The sequence below is a fragment of the Parajatrophihabitans canadensis genome, from assembly GCF_053764775.1.
Map to the genome: position 1 here is coordinate 4,077,878 of NZ_CM132445.1, position 26,667 is coordinate 4,104,544.

At 64.2% G+C, this 26,667-nt stretch carries 17 protein-coding genes; 2 read left to right on the forward strand and 15 right to left on the reverse strand.

The features are described 5' to 3' along the window. Positions 1–49: 49 nt before the first annotated feature. The gene (locus ACSMXN_RS19665) at positions 50–796 is read left to right on the forward strand and encodes an SDR family NAD(P)-dependent oxidoreductase (RefSeq protein ID WP_022914021.1); all 747 of its coding nucleotides are present in this window, start codon (positions 50–52) and stop codon (positions 794–796) included. An 88-nt stretch (positions 797–884) separates the two neighbouring features. On the opposite strand, the gene hpnH is transcribed toward ACSMXN_RS19665, so the two are convergent. The 9 genes from hpnH to rpoB form a co-directional block, all read right to left on the reverse strand. After that, the gene (gene hpnH, locus ACSMXN_RS19670; RefSeq protein WP_455407622.1) at positions 885–1,898 is read right to left on the reverse strand and encodes an adenosyl-hopene transferase HpnH; all 1,014 of its coding nucleotides are present in this window, start codon (positions 1,896–1,898) and stop codon (positions 885–887) included. Beyond that, entirely contained in the window at positions 1,898–3,439 is a 1,542-nt protein-coding gene (gene ispH / locus ACSMXN_RS19675; protein ID WP_455407623.1) for a 4-hydroxy-3-methylbut-2-enyl diphosphate reductase, read from the reverse strand. Before ispH ends, hpnH begins: the two co-directional genes overlap by 1 nt. 100 nt (positions 3,440–3,539) lie before the next feature. Beyond that, positions 3,540–5,504 (reverse strand): squalene--hopene cyclase, encoded by a 1,965-nt coding sequence (gene shc, locus ACSMXN_RS19680; protein WP_455407784.1) that lies wholly within the window; start codon positions 5,502–5,504, stop codon positions 3,540–3,542. A gap of 45 nt (positions 5,505–5,549) precedes the next feature. Continuing rightward, the gene (locus tag ACSMXN_RS19685; RefSeq protein WP_022914681.1) at positions 5,550–6,563 is read right to left on the reverse strand and encodes a polyprenyl synthetase family protein; all 1,014 of its coding nucleotides are present in this window, start codon (positions 6,561–6,563) and stop codon (positions 5,550–5,552) included. An 83-nt stretch (positions 6,564–6,646) separates the two neighbouring features. Continuing rightward, positions 6,647–8,059 carry a hydroxysqualene dehydroxylase HpnE gene (gene hpnE, locus ACSMXN_RS19690; protein ID WP_022914680.1) on the reverse strand — a complete coding sequence of 471 codons (1,413 nt, stop codon included), beginning with the start codon at positions 8,057–8,059 and terminating at the stop codon, positions 6,647–6,649. A 76-nt stretch (positions 8,060–8,135) separates the two neighbouring features. After that, positions 8,136–9,086 (reverse strand): squalene/phytoene synthase family protein, encoded by a 951-nt coding sequence (locus ACSMXN_RS19695; protein WP_022914679.1) that lies wholly within the window; start codon positions 9,084–9,086, stop codon positions 8,136–8,138. Beyond that, positions 9,083–10,036, reverse strand: coding sequence for a squalene/phytoene synthase family protein (locus tag ACSMXN_RS19700; protein ID WP_155958486.1), 954 nt, complete (start codon positions 10,034–10,036; stop codon positions 9,083–9,085). Before ACSMXN_RS19700 ends, ACSMXN_RS19695 begins: the two co-directional genes overlap by 4 nt. Before the next feature lie 413 nt (positions 10,037–10,449). Beyond that, a complete protein-coding gene (locus ACSMXN_RS19705) occupies positions 10,450–14,352 on the reverse strand; it encodes a DNA-directed RNA polymerase subunit beta' (RefSeq protein WP_022914677.1) in 3,903 nt (1,300 codons plus the stop codon). Positions 14,353–14,468: 116 nt separating this feature from the next. Then, positions 14,469–17,921 (reverse strand): DNA-directed RNA polymerase subunit beta, encoded by a 3,453-nt coding sequence (rpoB, locus tag ACSMXN_RS19710; RefSeq protein WP_027139773.1) that lies wholly within the window; start codon positions 17,919–17,921, stop codon positions 14,469–14,471. Between the two features lie 696 nt (positions 17,922–18,617). Between rpoB and ACSMXN_RS19715 the strand changes: the two genes are divergently transcribed. After that, a complete protein-coding gene (locus tag ACSMXN_RS19715) occupies positions 18,618–18,818 on the forward strand; it encodes a hypothetical protein (RefSeq protein ID WP_022914675.1) in 201 nt (66 codons plus the stop codon). 417 nt (positions 18,819–19,235) lie between these two features. Here the strand turns inward: ACSMXN_RS19715 and rplL are convergent, their stop codons facing one another. From rplL to ACSMXN_RS19745, 6 genes are all read right to left on the reverse strand, one after another. Continuing rightward, positions 19,236–19,622, reverse strand: a complete 387-nt coding sequence (gene rplL, locus ACSMXN_RS19720) for a 50S ribosomal protein L7/L12 (protein ID WP_022914674.1) — start codon at positions 19,620–19,622, stop codon at positions 19,236–19,238. 64 nt (positions 19,623–19,686) lie between these two features. Continuing rightward, complete coding sequence (gene rplJ / locus ACSMXN_RS19725) at positions 19,687–20,349, reverse strand: 50S ribosomal protein L10 (RefSeq protein WP_022914673.1); 663 nt, start codon at positions 20,347–20,349, stop codon at positions 19,687–19,689. Positions 20,350–20,602: 253 nt separating this feature from the next. Further along, positions 20,603–23,437 carry a CHAT domain-containing protein gene (locus tag ACSMXN_RS19730; RefSeq protein WP_081649263.1) on the reverse strand — a complete coding sequence of 945 codons (2,835 nt, stop codon included), beginning with the start codon at positions 23,435–23,437 and terminating at the stop codon, positions 20,603–20,605. 144 nt (positions 23,438–23,581) lie between these two features. Then, positions 23,582–25,258 (reverse strand): S8/S53 family peptidase, encoded by a 1,677-nt coding sequence (locus ACSMXN_RS19735; protein ID WP_022914671.1) that lies wholly within the window; start codon positions 25,256–25,258, stop codon positions 23,582–23,584. A gap of 108 nt (positions 25,259–25,366) precedes the next feature. Beyond that, the gene (locus ACSMXN_RS19740) at positions 25,367–25,876 is read right to left on the reverse strand and encodes a hypothetical protein (RefSeq protein ID WP_022914670.1); all 510 of its coding nucleotides are present in this window, start codon (positions 25,874–25,876) and stop codon (positions 25,367–25,369) included. Then, positions 25,876–26,460 (reverse strand): sigma-70 family RNA polymerase sigma factor, encoded by a 585-nt coding sequence (locus ACSMXN_RS19745; RefSeq protein WP_022914669.1) that lies wholly within the window; start codon positions 26,458–26,460, stop codon positions 25,876–25,878. The genes ACSMXN_RS19740 and ACSMXN_RS19745 overlap by 1 nt, the downstream gene beginning before the upstream one ends. Positions 26,461–26,667: the final 207 nt, after the last annotated feature.

Consider the following 26,667-nt stretch of genomic DNA (forward strand, 5'->3'; position numbering starts at 1 on the left):
CTGCCGATCGGACCGCCACTGGCTCGGTCCAGCTGGAGAGGTTGACGCAATGCAGATCAATGGCGCGGTCGCGCTGGTCACTGGTTCCAGCCGAGGTATCGGCGCAGCACTGGCTCGGCTCCTCGCCGGAGCCGGCGCAACCGTCATACCGCACGGGAGCCTCGGCGCGGAGCAAGTCGCCGACGAATTGGGCGTTCGGGGCCTCGCGGCCGATCTGACCGAGGCGGGAGCGCCGGCCGAGCTGTATCAACAGGCCCGGGCGCTGCATGGTCGGCTCGACCTGCTGGTGCATTCGGCGGGCGTCGGGCACTACGGTGATCTGGCCTCGACGCCGGCGGCCGAGATCGACCGATTGCTGGACATCAACCTTCGAGCCTGCATGCACCTGACCCGGCTCGCCCTGCCCGACATGCTGCAGGCGGGCGCCGGCCACCTCTGCTTCATCGCCTCGATCGCCGGACTCGTCGGCGTGCGCCACGAAGCGGTATATGCGGCCACCAAGGCCGGCGTGGTCGGCTTCGCCGACAGCATCCGACTCGAAGTTGGCGGACGCGGTATCGGTGTGTCCACGATCTGCCCCGGCGCCGTGGATACCGAGTTCTTCCTCCGGCGCGGTGCGAACTATGACCGTGGCCACCCTCAACCGATCACTGCCGAGGCGGTCGCAGCCAAGGCCATGCGTGCGATAGAACGTGATCAAGCCCGATCGGTTGTCCCCCGATGGCTCGCAGTTGCTCCGGCGATGAAGGCTCTGCTGCCGGGAATCTACGAGCCGCTGGCGCGCAGGTTCGGCTGACGGCCGGTGCCCGGCCGACGATCCGCCGCTGAACACCCGCCGGACCTGAGTCGAATCAGATCGCATCGCTCACTCCCGAACCAAAAGATCAACCCTGCTCGCGGAGGGCGCGGATTTGTTGCTTCAACGAACCCATGGTGGCCAGAACCGCAGTGGGCTCGTAACCGCAGTGGGCCATGCAGTTGTTGCAACGAGGGTCCTTGCCCCGGCCGTATTTCTCCCATTCAGTCGTGGCGATCAACTCGGCGTACGTTTCGGCATAGCCGTCGGCCATCAGGTAGCAGGGCCGCTGCCAACCGAGTAGCGAGTACGACGGGATACCCCAGGCCGTGCACTCGTAGTCGACCTTGCCCTCGAGAAAGTCGAGGAAGAGCGGTGAGTGGTTGAGACGCCATTTCTTGCGGTTTCCGTTCGCGAAAGCCTTGGCGAACAGCTCACGCGTCTCCTGGACTCCCAGGAAATGGTCCTGATCGGGCGCCTTTTCGTACGCATAGGCGGGCGAGATCATCATGTCGTCCACCTCGACTTCGTCGTTGAGGAAGTTGAGGACGTCGATGATCGTTTGCGGCGTGTCGGTATTGAAGAACGTGGAGTTGGTGGTCACTCGGAAGCCACGCTCCTTCAGGAAGCGGATCGCCGCGACAGCTTCGGCGAACACACCCTCTTTGTCGACCGCCTTGTCGTGGCGATCCTGCAGACCGTCCACGTGGATCACGAACGCGAAGTAGCGCGACGGCTTGAAATCAAAGCGATCGAACCGCTTGCGTAGCAATTCGGCGTTTGTGCAGAGGTAGACGTACTTCTTGCGCTTCACGAGCTGGTTCACGAGCTTGTCGATCTCGTTGTGCATCAACGGCTCGCCGCCGGCGATCGAGACCATCGGCGCGCCGCATTCCTCGATGGCGCCCAACGCCCGCTCGACCGGCATCCGCTGCCGCAGCAGGTCGACCGGATGCTGAATCTTGCCGCAGCCAGGACAGCTGAGATTGCAGGCGAAGAGCGGTTCGAGCTCGACGATCAGCGGAAATTTCTTGTTTCGCTTGATCTTGTTCGCCGCGACATAGCTGGCTACCCGAAGACCTTGCCTGAGTGGAATTGCCATCAGCTGTCTACTTCCTTGGGGAGGGTGAATGTGACTTCTTCGCGGGCGACATCGATCGTGCTCACATCGGCCTGACCGAGGGCGCCGAGGGTCTTGATCACCTCATCGACGAGGTGTGGGGGTGCGGAGGCTCCGGCGGTCACGCCAACGGTCGCGGCACCGCGAATCCAACCGGGACGGATGGACTCGACATCTTCCACGAGGTGGGCTTGGGCACCGGAGTGCACCGCGACTTCGACCAACCGCTTGGAGTTGGAGGAGTTGTGCGAGCCGACCACGAGAACCACGTCGGCGTCGGCGGCGATGGCACGTACTGCGTTCTGCCTGTTGGTGGTGGCGAAGCAGATGTCATCGGTCGGCGGGGCGGAGATAGCAGGAAAACGCTGTCGAAGGGTAGCCGCGACGCGCTCGGCCTCGCCGACAGCAAGCGTTGTCTGCGTGACGTAGGCGAGGTGGTCGGGATCGGGTACTTCAATCGTGCTGGCGTCCTGGCTGTTCTCCACCAGCAGGACGCGGCCGGGTCCTTCGCCGAGCGTCCCCTCGGTTTCGTCGTGACCGTCGTGCCCGATCAGCAACACGGTGTCGCCATGGGCGAGGAACCGCCGAGTTTCGGTATGGACCTTCGCGACCAGCGGGCAGGTTGCGTCGATGACCCGCATCTGCCGCTTGGCCGCTTCGTCGCGCACGGCGGGCGCAACACCGTGAGCAGACAGAATCACCGTCGCGGCGTCCGGGATTTCTTCCAGTTCCTCGACGAAGACTGCGCCTTTGCGTTCCAGACTCGCGACGACGTGGGCGTTGTGCACGATCTGGCGGCGCACATAAATCGGTGCTGGGTAGCGCGCCAGCGCTCGCTCGACGATGTCGATGGCGCGCTCAACCCCCGCACAGAAGGACCGCGGCGCCGCCAACAGCACCTGTCGGTCACTGACCGAGGCGCTCCAGCCGTCGAGGGCCGGCCCGAGCTGGCTCAGGATCCGCAATGCCCGAGTTCCTGATGCGAGGGTGGCCATCCGCACCAGCGGCTCGTCGGGGGTGTCCACCACCACCCGGACGACCGCCAACGGAGCGCCCGGGAATTCGGCCAGAACGGCCCGCACCACCGGCCCGGACTCCATATCGACCGCGATCGCCCCGGACGCCGCGATCTCGGCGCGCCGGGACCCGTGCACCACCTTGGTGCTGCTGAAGATAGGCCCGCGTCGGACCGTGAACCCCATTGCCCTGAGCTCGGCAACGAGTGGCGCTGCGGCCGGAAGCTCGACGGTGCCCTGATCGTCGCGGATCTCACTGGCGACGACGATGTCACCGGGCCGCAGCGTATCGCCGACCGCCCCACCGACACCGGCCAACGCCACCGCCGTGATCTGGGAGTTGGGCGCCTGAGAGTTTGCGGACTCAACCAACCAGCTGCGAAGGTTGGCGTTGAGCTTCGTGGCGCGGATGCCTGCGTGCACTACGGCTGCGTCTTCTCCAAGGCCGCGCTTGAGCGCCAGCGCCTCGATCCGCAGTGCGGCGACGACGACGAGACCCGGTGTCATTGGTTCTCCCTTCGTCTGCGGCATCCACGCCTGCCGGCTGGTCTTCGATCTGCTGGGCACCCGCCGTTGCCAGCTCGTGCAACATCGGGTGGCGGTCCGGCTATCTGATCTGCCTCACGGTGCTCATCTCCCCGTCCAATCTGTTCGCGTAGCGGCCCAGCGCGGATAACGGAAAAACGTGCCGGTACATCTCGTAATTGATGTAAAAGAAGCCTGGAAAACCCGTGCCGGTATAACGAGTTTCGAGCCATCCGCCATCCGCCTGCTGAGAATCCAGCAGAAATTGCACACCGCGTTCGACCGACGCGGAGGTGTCCGCGGCGGCCAACAGCGCTAGCAGCGCCCACGCTGTCTGCGAAGCGGTCGATTCGCCGCGCCCGCTCCAGGACCCGTCGACGTAGGACCGCAGGTCTTCGCCCCAGCCACCGTCGTCGTTCTGGTGAGCGTGCAGCCATTCGACGGCGCGCTCGATTTCCACGGCGTAGGTAGGCACCCCGGCCGCTATCAGGGCCGGCACGACCGCGCCGGTGCCATAGACATAGTTCGCACCCCACCGGCCGTACCAGGAACCGTCCGGCTCCTGAGCGGCGAGCAGCCACCGCACGCCGCGTCCGGTTGCGGGGGCGTCGAGGTAGCCCCGAGCGCAGAGCATCTCGACCGCGTGCGCCGTGACATCTGCCGACGGCGGATCGCTCAGGTTGCCGAAATCGCTGAACGGCAGATCTGCGGCCAACGTCGCCGTGTTGTCAGCGTCGAAGGCCCCCCAACCGCCGTCTGAAGACTGCATACCGATGAGCCAGTCGACCCCGAGTTGGATGGCACCTTCGACACCGTCTGAGCCCTCCGCGCTGGCTGAACCGCCGATGACCCGATCCAGAGCGAGTACGACCTCAGCCGTGTCATCCACGTCCGGGTAGATGTCGTTCGCGAACTCGAACGACCAACCGCCAGGGGCCAGCTCAGGTCGGCGCACCGACCAGTCCCCCGGCACCCGAACCTGCTCGTCGAGCAGCCACTGGGCAGCTTTCTGCACGGCGGGGTGCTTCGTCGGAAGTCCGGCGTCCAACAGCGCGATCACGGTCAGGCAGGTGTCCCACACCGGTGACTGGCAGGCTTCCAAGCGGCGAACCGGGCCGTCCGGTGTCTGTTCGCGCACGAGAAAGCCCTCAAGGCCTTCGATCGCCGCCCGAAGAACCGGGTGATCAAGCGGATAGCCCATCAGCCGGAGCGCCAGGATCGAATACACCCAGGGTGGCTGAATGCCGCCCCATCCACCGTCAGATTCCTGGCGAGCCACGATCCACTCGGTGCACGCCCGCAGGGCCGAGTTGCGGCCTGGTTTGATGGCCAGACGTTCGTAGCGGTGCAGCAGCCGATCAAGGTGTTGAAAACCACGCGCGATCGTCCAGGCTCGACGCGGGCGCAGCTCCGCAGGAACCAGATTGGTCCGCAGCTCGGAAACGGTGAACCCGAGCTCGGCTACCGGACGTTGCGACGAAACCACGGCCAGCGCCACGATCGTCTGCCGAGCCCAGCAACCCCAGTCATAGACGTTCAGTGGCGCCCACTTCGGGATCCGGATCATTTCCGGCGGGATGACCGGCAGCTCATCCCAGGACCACTCACCGAACAGTGCCAACCAAATTCGCGTGAAGACCCGGCTGCTCTCGATGCCGCCGAGCTCGAGGATCAGCTCCCGCGCCACGCTCAGATGCGGGGCGTCAAGGGAATCGCCAGCCAACCGGAGCGCGACGTAAGCCTCGATCGTCGTGGACAGATCGTTCGGGCCGCCCTCAAACGTCGACCAGCCCCCATCGACATTTTGTTGTGACCGGATCCAGCGGGCGCCGGCGTCCAGATCGGCCGGATGCAAGATGCCCAGAAAGGCACGAAGCAGCAGGTCCTCCGCATCCATGGTCACGTTGGTGCGCAACTCGCCCCGCCAGAATCCCGCCTCGTCCTGACGCGAAAGCAAATAATCAGCCGCAGCCTCCGCGGCACGCCGTACAGCCGGACCATCGATGTCGTTCTCGAAGACCGCCTCGTAGTCAGGCGCCTGATCCAATGTCACTGGAGCTCCCTAGGAAGAGGATCCCTGTCGTTTGCCTAACTAACTATCTCTTCCTACTACATACTGCGCTAATGCCTCGAATTCGCCACGCGGGCCATCCGACAGCCCTGCGCGGCCGAGGTGGCCGAGCGCGAATTCGAGCCGCCTGTCGGCTTCCGCGCTCGTCCAGGTCACGCCCCCGGCGTCACTGATCATCGAGGTGATCAGCTCGACGTCGTCCTCGCCTTTCGGCGCGCCTTGGGCCAATTTCACCGCCAGCTGAGCCGATACCGGCAGTCCAGCGTTCAGGGCGGCCACCACCGGGGCACTGCGTTTGCCCGAACGCACGTCCATCGAAGACTTTCCGGTCACCTTCGGATCGCCGACGATGCCGAGGACGTCATCGACGAGCTGAAATGCCATCCCGAGTTCGTGGCCGAAGGCAGCCAGTTCGTGCACCGTTTGGGCGTCGGCACCGGCTGCGCTCGCACCGATCGCGGTCGAGCAGGACAGCAGCGCCGCCGTCTTACCGGCTTCCATCTGGAGGCAATCTTCGATCCGGGGCGACTCGGCTTCTTCCAGTCGGAGGTCAGCGGACTGACCTGCTATCAAGGCCTGGGTTGCCTCGATCAGGCAAAGCAGTGCTCGCTGCCCGGCGACGCCGTCCTCGGCGAGAACGCCGAATGCTGCCGTGAGCATCGCGCTGCCCGCCAGAATCGCCTGACTCCTACCAAAGACCGTCCAACCCGTCGGGCGATGGCGGCGTTCGATGTCACCATCCATGACGTCGTCGTGCAGCAGTGAAAAATTGTGGACCAGTTCGACGGCGACTGCCGCAGGCACTCCAACGCCGGCCGGAGCGCCCACTGCCTCGGCCGACAGCACGGCCAGCGTCGGCCTGATCGACTTGCCCCCGCCCCCCACTGAGGGCTGGCCATCGGCATCGCACCAACCCATTTGGTACGCCGCGATCAACGACATCGAGGGGTCAAGCCTGTCGACTGCGGATCGCAGGCCGCCGTCGAACAGCGGGCGAACCCGTTTTATGGTGGCCAAAGCCACTTCGAACGGCACGTCAGGTACTCCTTCGGATGGACCCGGAAAGGGCCCTGCTCGCCGTTGAGACAGGTTCGGATTCGGTTGCAACCGCTGGGATGTCATGAACGCCCCCTTGTTCCGCTGCCCTCGAGAATGCGAGAGGCAGCCGCTTTACCGCTGAGTACCGCGCTTTCCATCGTGTCCGGCCACCCAGTGGCGGTCCACGAACCTGCTAGGTACACCCCTTCCAGCTCGGTCTTCGGGCTTGGCCGCAGCTCGGCCGTACCGGCCGCCTGCCGAAAGGTCGCTCGAGGTTCCCGAGTTACGAACGAATCGAGTACTTCGGCGGACCGGGCGGCCGGGAACAACTGCGCTAGGGCATCGATGTAGGTGCTTCGGAGCTCGGCCGCCGGCGTGCCGATAATGGCATCAGCCGCCGACACCGTGACCGCCAGATACTGCGCACCGTGGCTGGGTCCTGAGCTCAGCTCCAGGTCCGACAGTCCCGACGAGGAAGTACGGTCGAAGACCCACTGCACGGGCGAGCCGACCGCCGCGGCGAGCGGCAGGTCAGTCACCTGACGGTCATAGACGACATGGACGTTGACGATTGGGCTCGCGCCGAGCGCTTCGGTGCGTCCCAACGATCCAGCCGCGAGAGCGGGAGCCACCGATCTCATCGGCGCATGCGGCAACGCGAGAATGACCGCCTCGGGACGCAGAACTGCCACTGAGGCGCCTTCGGGGTCAGACGCACGTTCCCGGACCTGCACCACCGGACCGCTTGCCGCTGGGGAGTCCACCTCGAGCACTCGCGCCGAGAGCCGCACGTCAACGCCGGCATCGACGAGTGCCTTCCACGCAGCGTCGTGGTGGATCGCTCCTAGCGGCACTACGGCATGGCCGACGTCAGCAGCGTCTGCGTGGTCGAGCAACCCCGTTCGGAACACCTTCGCCGCCAGCGCTAGCGACGCGTCCGCGGGATCGATGTTCAAGGTGGCGGTCGCCAGGACACCCCAGAGGTTGTTGATGATCTCCGTGGTCTGGCCCAGATCGGCAAGGTAGCGTCCGAACGTCTGCACATCGAGACTCGGGTCCGCCGGGTCGAGCCGGCGCATTGCCAGCGCGCCGCGGACGGCCCGCAGCCGGTCGGCGATCGACAACAACCCGTACCCAGCCAACGAGGCCGATAGATGTAGCGGTGCCGGCAACCCAGCCGTGCGGGCAAGCCTGGAGCGACGACCGTCTGGACGCAGCACCGCGATGTCCAACTTGGCTTGGGTAGTGACGAGCTCGGCAGCATCGAGACGATCGATGAGCTGGCGGTAGGCATGGCAACAGCGCAGAAAGATGTGCTGGCCGTTGTCCACGGTCAATTCGCCGCCGTCGAATGCGCGGCTGAACGAGGAGGCTGCGCCGCCCAACCGCGGACGGGTCTCGAGCAAAGTAACGGCGCGCCCGGCGTCGGCGAGATCCAGAGCAGCGGTGATCCCCGCCAATCCGCCCCCGACGACCACCACCCCACCCGTCACTGTCGTATCCGTCCCCTCGCCCCTGTTCGATTCGGTGCCATTCGATTCAGTTCTGTCGGGATCAGTCTTATTCCGTTCAGTTGCTTTCGTTACGGCGTCCGAGCATTGAGACCGTCGCGACTTTCAGCTTGTCGGCGGTCGACAGCGCGAGTCTCGAGCGCATGACGGCTTCCGGCCTGCGGCCGATTCGCACCAACAACTCGGCATAGATACCCGACATCGCGGCGCAACACGCTGCGCTTCGACGATCGAGCAGCGGCAGCAGCTGCAGACCACGGTCGTACCAGCCCCAGGCTCTGGCCGCTTCGAAGCGGATGAGCTCGGCGAGGCGGCCATCCTGCGGATCGAGACTCTGATCCGGTAACACCGAGAGTTGCTTGCAGCCGAACAACTCGAGGTCCTCGGTAGGCAGGTAGACACGGCCCATCAGCAGATCCTCACGGATGTCGCGCAGGATGTTGGTGAGCTGCAGTGCAGTACCGAGCGCGTCGGCGAATTCCCGAGCTCGAGTCAGATTCGCACCGTAGAGCGGCGGATCGAAAACGCCCAGGCTGAGGCGACCGATCGAACCCGCGACGTAGCCGCAGTATTGCAACAGCTGCTCGTGAGTCTGGTACGCGTACCCACCGTTGTCCTGCTTGACATCCTGCTCGCAGCCCGTCACGAGCTCGCCGAACGCCTCCAACGGAATCGGGCGGTGGGTCGCGGCATCGGCCAGTGCGACCAGCACCGGATCATCCAGATACTTCGCCGGTTGCGTTATCTCGATCCGGGCGCGTTCGAGAGCGGCCAGCTTCTGCTCGACCGGCAGGTCGCCGTCGCCGATGTCATCGACCCGGCGGGCGGCCGCGTACACGGCCGACAATGCACCACGCTTGGCCTGCGGCAGGAGCCTGATGCCCCAGTAGAAGTTGCGAGCCTGCTCACGCGTGATCCGATCACATTCGGCGTAGGCACGCTCGATCGTGATCGGCTCGGCAGGACTGTCTTGCGTCGCTCTGGATCCGTTGCCCACGGCTTCAGTCATCGGTTGCCCACCCCGCTCGCGACCAGTTTCATTGCACCGAATCCCGTCCTGGCCTTGCTCGGCCGCACCGGACGAGCCAGCACCTCGCCCTTGTTGCGGCGTAGTGCATGGGCAGTGGCAAGGCCACCGGCCAGGTAGGCACTGACCGCGAGTTTCGGCCACCCGGACAGACGGCCGATCAGTGGGCGACCGACGGCAAGCAGGTGTTCGCTCCGTGCCACCTGTTGCAGGATCACCCTTCGCAGTTCCTCCGAGGTTTCGCTCGCCATCAGGTCGCCGGCGCGAACTTGATTGGCCCGAAGATCAACCTGAGGCAGGTACACCCGGTTGCTTCGGGAATCCTCGCCGACATCCTGGCAGTGCTCGAGAACCTGCAGCGCCGCGCAAACGGCGTCGGAATCCCCGATATTTTGCTCGGTCGCCGAGTGCGCGATGCCGAGCACCATGCGGCCGATCGGCGCCGCAGACAACGCGCAGTAGTCCATCAGGTCTGCGAACGTTTCGTAGTTCTCGACGCGTTGGTCCATTCGGTTGGCCTCGACCAGCGCCTTGAATGTGGCAATGGGAATTCCGGCGTCTGTGACGAGCGGCGCGAGGGCGCGAATGACCGGCAGTTGTGCCGTGTCGGCGGCACCCTGCAGGCCTCGATCCAGGCAATCCAGGTCCTCGGCGACGGCGTCAAGCAGGACCGAGCGATCACCGCGCGCTTCGTCACCGACATCGTCTACGAATCTGGCATAGGCGTAGGCCACCGAAAGTTGGTCTCGGACGCGACGCGGAAGGACTTTGAGGGCAACCGGAAAATTCTCCGCTGTGGCCTGCGCCGGCGCGCGCTCAGCGAGCATCTCGAGGGTATCGAGGACGCCGCCGTTGTTCTCTCGAACTGGGCCCGGATGTGCGCCTTGCTGGCGAAGATCCGTCAACGTCGACTCGATCTTGCGAGTGGCCAAAATTAGCCCCACCCTCTGAACAGGTTCAAATCTTCGGCGTCCGTGCTGTTTGTTCAGCACTTCTTCAGCTAAGCCTATTCCGATGTTCAACTTGTTACTCCGGCGGCCTACCGAAAACGGCAGATAACCGTCCGAAAGGCCCGTGAGACTTGCCCAGCCAACCAGGCTACTTAACCTTCCATCAACCGCCGGTAAACAACCGCATAACGAGGTTCGCCGACGACACTTTCAAACGCACAGAGGCCCGGCTCCTCGCGGAACCGGGCCTCTTTAGCTTACTTCTGACCGCTATCGACTTCTGAGCGACACCAGCATTTCCGGCGCTATCACCTTCGCGCTGAGGTCAGCACGCCAGTTGGTATACCCATCGGTCGCCAGGGCGATGGATTGGTATATCAACCTTGCGCTTTCAGTTAGCGGTAATCGTTGTAGCCGAAATCGTCCAGGGCAACAGCTTGGCCGCCACCCGGGCCGAATCCGTAGTAATCGCTCTCGTCGTAGCCAGCCATCGTGAAGGCGGCCGCGCGGGCCTCTTCGGTCGGGTTGACCTCGACGTTGCGGTACTTGGCAATACCGGTACCCGCCGGGATCAGCTTTCCGATGATCACGTTCTCCTTCAGGCCAACCAATGAGTCGCTCTTCGCCGAGATCGCCGCGTCGGTGAGGACACGGGTGGTCTCCTGGAAGGACGCCGCCGACAACCACGACTCGGTGGCCAACGATGCCTTGGTGATACCCATCAGCACCGGGCGACCCGACGCCGGCTCACCGCCCTCAGCGACAACCCGACGGTTCTCGGCCTCGAACAACGCGCGTTCCACCAGCGAGCCAGGCAGGAACTCGGTAGCACCCGACTCGATCACCGTAATGCGCTTGAGCATCTGGCGGATGATCACCTCGATGTGCTTGTCGTGGATCGCGACACCCTGCGAGCGGTACACCTCCTGGACCTCGCGGACGAGGTGCAGCTGCACCTCACGCGGGCCCATGATGCGCAACACATCGTGCGGATTCGCAGCACCAGCGACGAGCTGCTGACCGACCTCGACCCGATCACCATCAGCCACCAGCAGACGGGCCCGGCGCGAGATCGGGTACTCGATCTCTTCGGTTCCGTCGTCCGGCGTGAGGATCAGCTTGCGGCCGGCGCCCTTGGCGTTGCCCTCGACCTCTTCGAGCCGAACGCGTCCGGTTGCCTCGCTGATCGGCGCGACACCCTTGGGGTTACGGGCCTCGAAAAGCTCGGCAACACGGGGCAGACCGTGCGTGATGTCATCACCGGCGATACCGCCGGTGTGGAACGTACGCATGGTCAGCTGGGTACCGGGCTCACCGATGGACTGAGCCGCGATGATGCCGACTGCCTCGCCGACGTCCACCAGCTTGCCGGTCGCGAGCGACCGTCCGTAGCAAGTGGCACAGGTACCCAGAGCGGACTCGCAGGTGAGCACCGAACGAACTCGGACCTCAGAAACCCCACGGGCTACCAACTCGTCGATCAGCACGTCCCCGAGATCCGAACCAGCGGTGGCCACAACGGCTCCGTCTGCTTCGACATCTTCAGCCAGCACCCGGGCGTACACGCTGGTCTCAGCGTGACCGTCCTTGACCAGCTTGCCGTCTGCAGCCGGGGCAGCGATGGTCAGCTTGACGCCCCGCTCGGTGCCGCAGTCCTCTTCACGAATAATGACGTCCTGCGACACGTCCACCAGACGACGGGTCAGGTAACCCGAGTCGGCGGTCCGCAGCGCGGTGTCGGCAAGACCCTTACGAGCACCGTGGGTGGAGATGAAGTACTCCAGCACGGACAGGCCCTCACGGAAGTTGGCCTTGATCGGGCGCGGGATGATCTCGCCCTTCGGGTTGGCCACCAGACCACGCATCGCGGCAATCTGACGCATCTGCATCATGTTTCCGCGAGCGCCGGAGTTCACCATGATGTAAACCGGGTTGGTCTTCGGGAAGTTGGCTTCCATCTCCTTGGCGACCTCACTGGTCGCCCGAGTCCAGACCTCGACGAGCTCCTGACGACGCTCGTCACCGGTGATGACACCTCGCTGGTACTGCTTCTCGATCTTCTCGGCGTCACTTTCGTAGCGCTCGAGAATCTCGGCCTTGCGCGGCGGGGTCACGACATCGTCGATAGCGATGGTGATACCCGAGCGGGTGGCCCAGTGGAAGCCAGCGGCCTTGAGGTTGTCGAGCGCGTTGGCGACCGCAACCTTCGGGTACCGCTCGGCCAGATCATTGACGATCTGACCCAGTTCCTTCTTGGTGACCTCGTAGTTGACGAACCGGTAGTCAGCCGGCAGCGCGTCGTTGAAGATCGTCCGACCGAGAGTGGTCTCGACCAGCAGGGTCTCCCCCGGCGTCCAGTCTTCGGGAGCAATCCACGGACTGGCTGCAGCACCGTTGTCTACCGATGTGACGCCCTTGAGCCGGATCTTCACCGGAGCCTGCAGACCCAAGGTCTTGGCGTCGCGGGCCATGATCGCCTCAGCCGGAGCCGAGAAGGCCCGGCCGGCACCTTCCTGCTGCTCGCGCAGGGTGGTCAGGTGATACAGACCGAGGATCATGTCCTGGGTCGGCATGGTCACCGGGCGACCGTCCGCGGGCTTGAGGATGTTGTTCGTCGACAGCATCAGGATCCGAGCCTCGGCCTGCGCCTCGGCGGACAGTGGCAGGTGGACTGCCATCTGGTCACCGTCGAAGTCGGCGTTGAACGCCGTGCAGACCAGCGGGTGGATCTGGATGGCCTTACCCTCGACCAACTGCGGTTCGAAAGCCTGGATACCCAGACGGTGCAAGGTCGGCGCGCGGTTGAGCAGTACCGGGTGCTCGCGGATGACCTCTTCGAGGACGTCCCAGACAACGGGACGAGCGCGCTCAACCATCCGCTTGGCGGACTTGATGTTCTGAGCATGACTCAGATCGACCAGTCGCTTCATCACGAACGGCTTGAACAGCTCGAGCGCCATCTGCTTGGGCAGACCACACTGGTGCAGCTTCAGCTGCGGACCGACAACGATGACCGAACGGCCCGAGTAGTCGACACGCTTGCCGAGCAGGTTCTGGCGGAACCGACCCTGCTTGCCCTTGAGCAGATCCGACAGCGACTTCAACGGGCGGTTGCCCGGGCCAGTCACCGGACGGCCACGACGGCCGTTGTCAAATAGTGCGTCGACGGACTCCTGCAACATCCGCTTCTCGTTGTTGACGATGATCTCGGGCGCACCGAGGTCGATCAGTCGCTTGAGGCGGTTGTTGCGGTTGATCACGCGCCGGTACAGGTCGTTCAGGTCGGAGGTGGCAAAGCGGCCACCGTCGAGCTGGACCATCGGGCGCAAGTCCGGCGGAATGACCGGCACACAGTCGAGCACCATGCCCTGGGGCGAGTTGGTGGTGTTCAGGAAGGACGCAACCACCTTCAACCGCTTGAGGGCGCGGATCTTCTTCTGACCCTTACCCGAGCGGATCGTCTCGCGAAGCGATTCGGCCTCGGCGTCCAAGTCGAAGCCGGCGATCAAGGTCTGCAGGGATTCGGCACCCATGCCGCCCTCGAAGTACTCGCCGAAGCGATCGCGCAATTCGCGGTAGAGCATCTCGTCGGAGATGAGCTGCTTCACCTCGAGCTTGCGGAAGGTGTCCATGACCTCGTCGAGACGGTCGATCTCGCGCTGAGCCCGATCGCGCAGCTGGCGCATCTCGCGCTCGCCACCCTCACGGACCTTGCGGCGGACGTCGCTCTTGGCGCCCTCTGCTTCGAGCTCGGCCAGGTCGGTCTCGAGCTTCTTCGCGCGGGCGTCGATGTCAGAATCCCGACGCTTCTCCAGCGTTGACTTCTCTGCGCTGATTTCCGCTTCGAGGGTAGGTAGATCGCGGTGCCGGGTCTCGGTGTCGACCTTGGTGATCAGGTAGGCAGCGAAGTAGATGATCTTCTCGAGATCCTTCGGGGCCAGGTCCAAGAGGTAACCGAGGCGGGACGGCACACCCTTGAAGTACCAGATGTGCGTGACCGGTGCGGCCAGCTCGATGTGACCCATCCGCTCGCGTCGCACCTTGGCGCGAGTGACCTCGACACCACAGCGCTCGCAGATGATGCCCTTGAACCGGACGCGCTTGTACTTGCCGCAGTAGCACTCCCAGTCCCGGGTGGGACCGAAGATCTTCTCGCAGAAGAGACCGTCCTTCTCAGGCTTGAGAGTCCGGTAGTTAATAGTTTCGGGCTTCTTGACCTCACCGTGGGACCACTGACGGATGTCATCAGCGGTGGCCAGGCCGATACGAAGCTCGTCGAAGACGTTGACGTCGAGCAAGGTGTTCCTACCTTCTTTGCTCTGTAAAGCTGCTAGCAAAACTATGTGCGTTGTTCGATCTCAGAATCGGAGCGTCGTCGGCGATCTCGATGGGAATCAAGATCGCCGACCTGCGCCTAAACCTCTTCGACCGAACTCGGCTCGCGCCTGGACAGATCGATGCCCAGTTCTTCAGCGGCGCGGAAGACGTCGTCGTCCGTGTCGCGCATCTCGACGGCCACCCCGTCGCTGGAGAGCACCTCGACGTTCAGGCACAGCGACTGAAGTTCTTTCAGCAGCACCTTGAACGATTCGGGGATGCCCGGCTCCGGAATGTTCTCGCCCTTGACGATGGCCTCGTAGACCTTGACCCGGCCGAGGATGTCATCGGACTTGATCGTCAGCAGTTCCTGCAGCGCGTAAGCCGCACCGTAGGCCTGCATCGCCCAGCACTCCATCTCGCCGAAGCGCTGACCACCGAACTGCGCCTTACCACCAAGCGGCTGCTGGGTGATCATCGAGTACGGGCCGGTCGAACGAGCGTGGATCTTGTCATCGACGAGGTGCAGGAGCTTGAGGATGTAGACGTAGCCCACCGATACCGGCTCCGGGAAAGGATCTCCGGAGCGGCCATCGATCAGTTGCGCCTTGCCGGTGCGACCGATCAACTGATCGCCATCGCGCGTCCGCAGGGTGGAATCGAGCAGACCGGTGATCTCCTCTTCGCGGGCACCGTCGAACACCGGGGTCGCCACGTTGGTGCCTGGCTCACCCGCCCTGGCCGGCTCAGGCAGACGTGCGGCCCACTCGGGCTCACCTTCGACCTCCCAGCCGGTCTTGGCAACCCAACCGAGGTGGGTTTCCAGAACCTGGCCGATGTTCATCCGGCCGGGTACACCGAGCGGGTTGAGCACGATGTCGACCGGTGTTCCGTCCTTGAGGAACGGCATGTCCTCCGGCGGCAGGATCTTGGCGATGACGCCCTTGTTGCCGTGGCGTCCGGCGAGCTTGTCGCCGTCCTGGATCTTGCGCTTCTGGGCGATGTACACCCGAACCAGCTCGTTGACGCCGGGCGGCAACTCGTCGCCGTCCTCGCGGGAGAAGACCCGAACGCCGATGACCTTGCCGGCCTCACCGTGCGGGACCTTCATCGAGGTGTCACGGACTTCGCGCGCCTTCTCACCGAAGATCGCACGAAGCAGCCGCTCTTCCGGAGTCAGCTCGGTTTCGCCCTTCGGCGTCACCTTGCCGACCAGCACGTCACCGGTGACGACGTCGGCGCCGATCCGGATGATCCCGCGCTCGTCGAGGTCAGCGAGGACCTCATCGGAAACGTTGGGGATATCGCGGGTGATCTCTTCGGCACCGAGTTTGGTGTCGCGAGCGTCGACCTCGTGCTCCTCGATGTGGATCGAGGTCAGGACGTCGTCCTGCACGATTCGCTGGTTGAGGATGATGGCGTCCTCGTAGTTGTGGCCTTCCCATGGCATGAACGCCACGAGCAGGTTCTTGCCGAGCGCCATTTCGCCTTCGTCCGTAGACGGTCCGTCAGCGATGACCTGGCCGATCTCGACCCGGTCGCCCTCATCGACGATCGGCTTCTGGTTGAAACTGGTGCCCTGGTTCGAGCGGGCGAACTTCGACAACCGGTACGTGTTGCGGGTGCCGTCGTCAGCCATCACCGTGATGTAGTCGGCGGAAAGCTCCTCGACCACGCCGGGCTTGTCAGCGGTAACCACGTCGGCGGCATCGACAGCAGCGCGCAGCTCCATGCCGGTACCCACCAGCGGTGACTCCGAACGGAGCAACGGCACAGCCTGACGCTGCATGTTGGCACCCATCAGGGCCCGGTTCGCGTCGTCGTGCTCGAGGAACGGGATCATGGCCGTCGCGACCGACACCATCTGGCGCGGCGATACGTCCATGTAGTCGACCTCGGCAGGCTCGAGCAGCTCGACCTCGCCGCCCTTCTTACGGCACAGCACCTTGGCTTCGGTGAAGTTGCCCTGCGAGTCGATGAGCGCGTTCGCCTGGGCGATCGTGTTCTTGTCCTCGACATCGGCGGTCAGGTAGTCGACGTGATCTGTGACCTTGCCGTTGGTGACCTTGCGGTACGGGGTCTCGACGAACCCGAACGCGTTGATCCGCCCGTAGGAGGCCAGCGAACCGATCAGGCCGATGTTCGGGCCTTCCGGCGTCTCGATCGGGCACATCCGGCCGTAGTGCGACGGGTGGACGTCTCGAACCTCCATGCCGGCACGGTCACGGGACAGACCACCCGGGCCAAGCGCAGACAGCCGGCGCTTGTGGGTCAGACCCGCAAGCGGGTTCGTCTGGTCCATGAACTGCGACAGCTGCGACGTTCCGAAGAATTCCTTGATCGAGGCCACCACCGGGCGGATGTTGATCAGGGTCTGCGGGGTGATCGCTTCGACGTCCTGGGTCGTCATCCGCTCGCGGACGACACGCTCCATCCGGGACAGACCAACTCGGATCTGGTTCTGGATGAGTTCGCCGACGGTGCGCAGGCGGCGGTTACCGAAGTGGTCGATGTCATCGACTTCGTAGCCGTCCTCACCGGCGTGGAGCCGGACGAGGTACTCGATCGTCTTGACGATGTCTTCTTCGGTCAGGTTGCCGTGGTTGATGTCGGTGCTGACTTCAAGCTTCTTGTTGGCCTTGTAACGACCGACCTTGGCCAAGTCATAGCGCTTGTGGTTGAAGAACAGGTTCTCCAGCAGCGCCTGAGCTGACTCGCGCGTCGGCGGCTCGCCTGGACGCAGCTTGCGATAGATGTCGAGAAGCGCCTCGTCCTGCCCCGGAATGTGGTCCTTCTCCAGGGTGGCAAGCAGCGTCTCGGACCAGTGGAAGTGCTCGCGGATGCGATCGGAACTCCACCCGAGCGCCTTCAGCAGGACGGTCACCGGCTGGCGACGCTTGCGGTCGATGCGAACGCCGACGGTCGAGCGCTTGTCGACGTCGAACTCGAGCCAGGCACCGCGGCTCGGGATGACCTTGACGGAGTAGACGTCGACGTCAGAGGTCTTGTCGAGCGTGCGGTCGAAATAGATACCGGGCGAGCGCACGAGCTGTGAGACGACTACCCGCTCGGTGCCGTTGATGACGAACGTCCCCTTGCGGGTCATCATCGGGAAGTCACCCATGAACACCGTCTGGCTCTTGATCTCGCCGGTGGTGTTGTTGGTGAATTCTGCGGTCACGAAGAGCGGTGCCGCGTACGTCATGTCCTTGTCTTTGCATTCCTCGATAGACGCCTTGACGTCTTCGAAGCGCGGCGAGGAGAAGGACAGCGACATGGAGCCGGAGAAGTCTTCAATCGGCGAGATCTCGCCGAGAATTTCTTCTAGACCGGATGTCGAGGAGGTGTAGGACGGGTCTTCCTTCGCGACCCGGGCCTGCCAGGCGGCGTTGCCGACCAGCCAATCAAACGATTCCGTCTGCAAAGCCAAAAGGTTGGGAACTTCGAGCGGCTCCCGAATCTTGGCGAAGGATGTGCGAGCGGGGGCTCCTGCGATTCCCTGAATGCTCGTTCCTTGCGTTTCGGACTTACCGGGGCGAGAGACTGCCAAGATGCGTCCTTCCGAGGACTTGGTCCACTGCTGTGCCTGAGTTCGACATCGAATTGATCGAATCGATTCGATCGATCCGCCGCGAGCTGCGGGCAGAGCGTTTCTGTTCAGTTGCGCGATCACCCTGACCCTGAGACCCAGGCGCCGCGTTGCCTACTTGCTGTTGCCGTACTGCTGTGCACGGCCGTCCCACGGTTGCTGATGACAGCAGGAAGTAGGCCCTTAACGGGCCGACAGGTGTAAGAGGGCAGCGCAAAGTGACAGTCTAGCGCTTGTGGGCACGACTGTCCAGGCCGCCCTAAAAGGCGACTCAACCCGGGGCCGGACGGACTCCCCAGCGACGGGATCGGAGCGGCATGTCTTTCGAGATGCGGTCCGAAGGATCTCAGAGCTCACATCGGCATCATGCCGCCAACCCTGAGGAAGGGGCCGTACTGCCGAAGCGTGCACCGACAGGGTGCACCGCTTAGACCCGCGCGTCAAGCATCGCCGCCCCATCCGCGTGGTTTGTCCCCGCGTCGGCGCTTAATTTTCGGACGGCGGGACCCCGAGCGCAGGTTGTTCGACCCAGTGCTGGGCGAATGAGCGGCCTAGATCGATTGCCGGATTCCCGCAGAACCACGGTCGCCGGGCAGGGTAGCTACGGACTGGCCGAGATCTCTGGTTGGATCGGGGGAATCCGATGAAAGGTACGAAATGTTTGTTGTCGTCATCACCGAACCCGACGAGCCGATGGTCGCGCCTCGGGCGGTTGGACCATTCGAGAACTACGACCTGGCACAGGCGTTCAGCCGGACTCTGATCGAGAAATGGCAGGCCACCGACGGCCAAGCGCCAGCAGCGACCGTGGTTCGGATCGAAGAGGCCCTGCCGGGTGTGGTGGTCGGCGAGATCTGAGGTTGGGGCGCGGGCCGAGGGGGGATTCGGCCCGCGCCCCCTCGGGCTGAAGCTGGCCAGCCACCGGGGGGAGGCGGCCAGGCAGCCCGAGTGTTGGGCCCTGCCAGCGCAATAGCTATGCCAACACATAGTTAGCTACGCCAACGGCAACAACTAGCTACGGCAACGGCTAGCTACCGGCAACGGCTAACTACCGGCAACGGCTAGCTACCGGCAACGGCACCAACCTGGTGACCACGGTCTGCGGGAAGCCGCGATCTATTGAAGAAGACGCCAGAGGTGCCCACCTATGACGCGGCACCATTCGGTGTCCGAAGCCACATCGACATTTACAGCGACACTTACCGGGCAACACCTAGGGACACACAGAGGGGCGGCCCGCTACTGCGGACCGCCCCTCTATGAGGTGAATCTGAACTACTTGACGGTCACCGAGGCGCCAGCGCCTTCGAGGGCCGCCTTTGCCTTGTCGGCGGCCTCTTTGTTGACCTTCTCCAGGACGGTCTTCGGCGCGCCGTCCACCAGGTCCTTCGCCTCCTTCAGGCCAAGGTTGGTCAGTGCACGCACCTCCTTGATGACCTGGATCTTCTTGTCGCCGGCGCCTTCGAGGACGACGTCGAACTCGTCCTGCTCGGCCTCGGCCTCGGCGGGCGCGCCGCCGACGGGACCAGCCGCAGCAACGGCAACCGGAGCGGCCGCGGTGACGTCAAAGGTCTCTTCGAACTGCTTTACGAACTCCGACAGCTCTAGGAGGGTGAGCTCCTTGAACGCGTCGATGAGCTCGTCGGTGCTGAGCTTCGCCATGATGGGCGTCCTTTCCTTTTCTTAAGAATGTCTAGCCGGAGAGCCGGCAAAACGGGGTGGGTACTTACTCCGCCGGCTCGGCGGGGCTTTCTGCGGCAGGGCTGTCTTCAGCAACGTTGTCTGCGACAGCGGCGGGCGCCGCGTCTTCGACAACCGCAACCGGGGCATCATCTGCGGCGGTAGCGACCTCGGCATCAGCAGCTGGAGCTGCTTCGCCTGGTGTCTTTTCTTCTAGCGCCTTCGCCAGGCGGGCAACCTGCGACAGCGGGGCCTGAAACAGGCCAGCGGCGCGGGAAGGCAGAGCCTTGAGGGCCCCTGCGATCTTGGCGAGCAGCACCTCGCGGGACTCGAGGTCGGCAATCTGGCCGACTTCGGCTGCACTCAAAGACTTTCCGTCGAGCACACCGCCCTTGATGACCAGTAACGGGTTCGTCTTGGCGAACTCACGCAGGCCCTTGGCGGCCTCGACCGGGTCGCCCTTGACGAACGCGATTGCCGTCGGACCAACGAGCAGGCTCTCATCGAGCGCAATACCGGCCTGCGCGGCGGCACGCTTGGTCAGCGTGTTCTTCAGCACCGTGTACGTGGTGTCGCTACCAAGGCTTCGACGCAGCTGGCTGATCTGCTTGACGGTCAGGCCACGGTATTCGGTGATGACCGTCGCCGAGGATTCGGTGAAATGCTCGACGATGTCTGCGACCGCGGTGACCTTCTCGGTGTTGGGCATGTTCCTCCTCTCATACAGCTCATGCTGAGTCGGGCGTTGCCACAGAGGCTTGCAACTCAGAACAGCCCGGAAACGAGGAAACGCCCCGGCGCAGGGCGCACGGAGCGAAGTCACAGCACGAGGCTGCGAATCTAACCGGCCAACCTGCGCGGGTCGCTCCGGCGCGTCCGGAGCTGTTCTGACGCATGTGGCGCATGCGTCGACCAGCGGTCTTCGGGTGGATCAGATGCAAGCGTACGGGGCACTGCGCTCGTCAGCCAAATCGGCGAGCCCTCCAGCTCGCGCCGAAACATACGAACGGCGCCGGCAGGCCGTCGGTGTCCGAGATCGCCTGGGCGAGCGCAGCGGCCGAGTCAGTTCCCGCCGCCAGCAGCCGGTGGTATTTCACCATTGCGGCCGCTGCTACCTCGTCGTGGACACGAGAAACACCGGAAACCACGCTTCGGGTGCCGAGGTGCAGCAGCACGCTCGTCCAGCCAAGCGCTTCGTCCCCTGGACGAACCGTGGCTTGTCCGAGCTCGCAGGACGACAGGACGACGTGCTGAGCGGCCTGGGCGGTCTGATCGAATTCGTAGGCGAAGACCGGACCGTCTGCCAGCCGAAGGGAGGAGAACAGCGGATTTTCCGCCTGATGTTGGCCATGTGCGGCGACATGCACGACCGTGGCGGCGGTCATCGCGGCGCGCAGGTCGTCCTGGCGCGCTTCGGGCCCGTCGAACAGCACAGCATCGAACGGCACAGCATCGAACGGCACAGCATCGAAGGGCACGGCATCGAGTTGCACAGCACCGAACGGCGATCCTGGGACTTCTGACAGGTCGCTGGCCCACAACGCCGCGATTGCCTTCGCCTCTTCGGTCGCGAACGCCAGATCAGGACCAGCGAAGACCGCGATCTGCTGAGCCGCCGCGGCCCTGTCGCGACTGTTCGCCGATGACGGGGTCCCGGCAGGCGACGGGGCGGGCCCCAGCTCTGAGGCACTCAACCACGCGGTCGCGGACGGGGCTACCACGATTGGACAACCCACCAGTGAGGGAAGCAAACCCCAGGGCAGCGTGGCGAGCGTGCCGGTCGGAGAGATGACCAGCCGCAGATCACCAAGGCCAAGCGGCTGGATCAACAACTCGTCGAGCGCTGCCAAGGTGCGGCGAAGCGAGCTGCCGACCGCAGTGATCAACGCCGCCGGCAGATGCCCGTTCGCGAGGACGTCCAGGTCAGCGCGCAATCGTCGGACGAGTTCGTTCGCGTGATCGGCCGAGCACAGGACGACGACGCCCGTGGCTGCGCTCCTGGCGCCGACTCGCCCGCGGCGCCTGCCTCGACCCGAGCCCAGCACCAGCGCGTGCAGCTGCCCGTTTGCCTCTATGAAACAAACGAAAACGGCGTCGTTAGGCTCCAGCGCTGCGACGGTTTCAGCGAGGGTCGCTGGCTTGCGCGCCTGGCCCGACCCCTCGGACTGCCAGGCTCTGGAACGAAGCGTCTGTTGTACCTCGGCGACTCGGCGCCGCTGGCTCGCGACGCGTTTGGTCGCCGCCGGATCCGACTCGATCGTTCGCAACTGTTCTGTCAGCTGTCGCAGCTCGGAGAGCCACTCGGCGGCCGCCGGATCCTGTGGCGCCACGACTGCCGGCAACCGGCTGGAGATCGCCCGCCCTTGTTCGACGGAGGCGAGCACGGCGGCCGGGTTGCCGTCCGCCAGAGCAAGCGTCAGGTCGAGCTCGACCAACTCCCGGCCATGGACTGCGCTCGCAGTTTGCAGGTCGATGCTGCCAAAACGCGCTTGGTGGCGCGCCAGCTCGGTGAGGCCGGTACGGATCTCCCTTTTACCGTCGGGACGATTCCCGGTAGCGAGCTGCAACTTCGCTCGCACCAGCCTGGTGTGCAGTCGAGCCGAAATGGGGTCGGCCGGGCGCACCGGACCCGCACTGGCCGCAATTTCTCGGGCCTCGACAGTTCTACGGGCGCTGAGCAAGGCTTCGGCGGCGATCAGCTGAGCCGTACGCGCGCGAGTGCTCAGACCATCGCCACGGAACTCGGCGGCAAGCCGGAGCGCGGGCGGGGTCAACCGGGAACCGGGCCGGCCGGCTGCAAGGTCGGCCTGTAAGAGGACGAGTTCGGCGTCGCGCCGCCAGCGATCGTTGCCGCGTCGGCGAAAGCGCGTCCGCGCGCTGGCCGCCAGGCGCCGTGCTGCAGCAATTTCTCCGTCCAACAAAGCACATTCGGCTCTGGCAAGCTCGACTTCCCCGACGTCCTTCCAGAGCCGGTCCTTTCTGAAGAGCTCACCGGCTCGAACCAGCGCATCGTCGGCTTCGCGATGCAACCCGGCCTCGATGAGAACGCGCGAACGATCGGACAGGATCACCGCTTGTGAGACGTCAGCTTCCAATGCGGCGTTCGCGTCCATGATCTTCAATGCCAGAGCGAGGTTTCCGGCCAAGCCCTCGAGGCAGCCAAGGTTGTGGGTTGCTTTCACCTCCTCGACCAGGCGTCCGCTTCGTTGTGCCTCGCGCACGGCATCGGTGAAGTCGGCTCGTGCTCGTTCCAAGCGCCCGAGGTAGAGATGCACCATCCCCCGGTTCATCAGGATGTTGCATCGGTGCAGCGGCTCGGCGTGCTCGAACAGGGCCATCGCCTGGTCAAGATGCTGCAGGCCCTCGATGAAGTAGCCGCCCCGCACCCGCATATAGCCGAGCTGCAGCTCGAGCAGCACCTGAATCTCGGGATCACCGGTCGCCTCGACATATCGCTGAGCCGGCGCTATGGCGAGCAAGCCGCGTTCGAGACCATTCATTTCCGACTCACCCATGGCCATGCTGATCGCTAGCCGAGCCGCAAAACGACTTGCCACAGAAGCACCGGCCTCGGACGCGCTGGCCATAGACGCGTCTGCCACAGCGACGTCGGGTGCATTCTTCACGGGGTCGGTCTGGTCGATATCTCGCGCGACCTCGCTCGCGGCGCGCCGGAAAAGGGCCATCGCAGCCATCGGCCGGCCGGCGTTGTTCTCCGCCACGCCACGACGATGCAGTTCGACGGCACGGTCAATGCCCCCGTGACGACCGGTGTGGGTAGGCCGAGAGTCGGGCATCGTCAGAACCCCCCTGTTTCCGGCGGCGCCGGCAACAACATCATCATGCTCGCTCAGCCATCGTTGCCAAGCCTGCTGAACCAGCAGCCTCGCGCTAGCTCGGCACGCTCCTCAACCGATCACCCCTCCAGGCCATCAAGGCCATCAGGGCCGACTCAACGGCACCAGTGTCAGCGAAGTCCACCCGCGATTGACGGCAGAGGCCACCGACACATCGTCGAGGGTCCCGGTGGACATCAACGCCTGCGCCAATTCTCCGGCCAAGATCGGCGCGGCGAACGACGTCCCACTCCAGATCGAAAAGCCTCCCCTGAAGTCGTCGGGGTCGATCGTGGCCCGCAAGCCATCGCCCGGGACGTCGACCTCGGCCGATGCCCGCAACGAACCGTTCAGCGTGTAGGGCACCGTGCTGATCAACGCCGCACCCTGCCTGCGGCAATTCACCCATTCTCCGGCATTGCTGAACAACGCGATCGTTCGCTGATTCGGGTTCAGGGCGCCAACGCTCACCACCGGCAGAGCCTCGTGCGTGGCGGGCAGCTTGCTCTCGGAGTGCGGCGAAAAGCCCGCCGGATACATGTGTCGAGCAGTCGAATCGTTTCCGGCAGCGGCAACCACAGTGACGCCCAGCAGGCCCAGCTCCCTCAATGGCACGAGCAGTTGCTGGTCGTAGGCCTCTGCGGCAGGCAGCTCGTGGTAGTAGCCGAGTGACAGCGAGACGACATCGATGGCCAACTCTGCGCGGCCGTGCAGCACCGCGATGCCCTGGCGGACAACCAGCCGATTCATCGCCTTGAGGAACTCGAACTCCGGCACGGCGCCGTCACCGTGCATGACGCGAACCGCGAGAATGTTCGCATCTGGGCAGGTCTGACGTATGAGCCCGGCGATGAAGGTGCCGTGACCGGCATCGGAGTCCAGGATTCCTTCGAGCGGATCGTCGATCGCGCCATTGATCTCTGGGTTGTCCGCACCGGTCATCCCGATCGACAGACCCTCGACGGTCGGTGTGCGATCGACAATGCCGTCAGGCAGCAACTCCGGCAGCCATTCGTGCTCACCGGCACCCGTATCGAGAATCGCCACCACGGGTCGCCGGGTTGAGAGGTCCTTGTCGGCTCGGCGGAACGGTTGCGGCCCGATCCAGGTGACCGGCGATCGTCCGCCACGACCCGGCATGCCGTACTCGAAGCTCGGGCCGGCGATTCCCGCTCCCCCCATGAACCCAGCGCCGCCCATGAAGCCGGCGCCGCCCATGAAACCCGCGCCACCCATGAAGCCGGCGCCACCCATGAAACCCGCGCCACCGATGAAACCGTCGGCATTGGCAACCATCAGGTGATCGAGAGTGACCAATCCGCCGAGCTTGGCCAGCTCAGGGTCGCGGTTGACCCTGGATCGAAAGTTCTGAAGCACCTGCCAGGCGTCAGGCGGTGAGGTAGGAATGGACTTGTCGAGCACGCCAAGCGTCAGCTTGGTGACCAGCAACCGCAGCGCGAGGTCTGCCACCCGTGCCTCGCGGGCGACCCGCAACAATTCGTCGTCGGTTTCTTCGGTGTCGATCGTCAGGTTGAACGGCTCCGCGGCGGCCTGCAGCTCCTGGCGCAGTCGATCGGTCAGATCGGCTGTCCGGACCAGCAACGATGCGCCGACATAGACCGTCGCGCGTACCGCTGATTGCCCCTGGATTCGGACGGCCGAATCTGGGTCGAGCACCCGGCTGCCGTGTTTGTTCAACACATAGGCCGGCGGATTCAAACTTGGTTCTTTGCGTCGCGGGGTGGTCGGTCCGCCGGTCTGCGCGGGTTGTTCGGACGTCATTTATTACCTCAGGTAGGCGTTGCGGGCGGACGGATCACCGATTTGGACAGCTGTCAGGGACGAACGCGAACGGCATCGACCCGTGGGTTTCGGCGTGGGGCTTCGACGCTAGATCTCGACGGCGGGTGTGATCACCGGGGCGCGGTTGGAGGGCTCGGGCGCCCGAATCACGAAGCGCGTCAAACCATGAGAGATGTCGTCGAAAACGAAGCGTCCATCCTCATCGGCTTGCAGCTCGACCGAAGCGCTCACCTGGCGAAGCTCGACCGAGACACCGGAGCCCGGCGCACACCAGCCGTCGATTCGTACTCGGTCAGGGCCCGCTGCGGTCACGGTGACCATGGTCGTGAGATTCTCGCTGGTGAAGGTAAGCGTCTTGGTCTCGTCTGCTTCCACGCCGCGCGACGAGCCGGCCATCGCATCCATCTGCTGCAGCTCGGCAAGCTCAGCGTTGAGAGCGTCCAGCGTGATCGCGAACTGCAACCGTTCCACCAGGTCCGGTGGCACCGGATCTACCTTGGTGTACAGGGTGGCCAGCTGCGACATCAATTGAAGGTCGGCATCATCAATCGGTTCGGCGGCCAGAGCTTCCCAGGCGGCGGGGTTCGGCGTGTTCATCAGGATTCCCATCGAGCATCGGTTGTCAGTGACTGGCGGAGCTTGGCGAGGCACCGGCCGCGAGTAGGGCCGATACTGCCAACCGGCATGCCGAGCGAGCGAGCCAACTCGGCGTAGTCGGGTCGGTCTGAGAATGCGATCACTCGCAGTAGTTCCCGGCACCGATCAGGCAGCGCCGAGATGTGGGCCCACAACACCTTGTCGGTGTCGCTTCGCAGAACCAAGGCCTCGGGCGACTCCTCGGAACTAACGAAATCGTCGTCGAACAGCTCTTGTGGCGTCTGACGTGTCTGCCCCCGGGAAACGCGCCAGGCTTCTCGGCGCGCTGTCACGATCAGCCATTGCAGCACGGATCGCGGATCGGCGATCTTGTCCGCACCCTTTACCAACGCCAGCCAGGAGGTCTGCAAGACGTCCTCAGTGGTGGTGGCATCGAGTCGCTGAGCTCGTACCGTGTGCCACAAAATAGGAGTCAGCATGGCCACCAGCTCGGCCATAGCGTCAGGCTCACCTTGCCGGAAGCGGGTGAAGGCGTCACCCGCTCGGCCAGCGAGCGTTGAATGTTCGGCTTCGGCGTTGATCATGACCGCTGTTCCTATCGACCGGTTCCGCGCTGCGCTGAAGCAGTTGGAATTGAGCTTCGGCGTGATCGTTTTCAAAGACTGTCCCCTACTTTCTCATCACTTCACAAGGAGCAGGTAGCCAGCGGAGTGATACATCGCGGGCCATTGCCCCCATTTGTAGAGATTGCCCGCTCAACCAGTTGGCGCGCGACGTCGCCGGCCGTGATC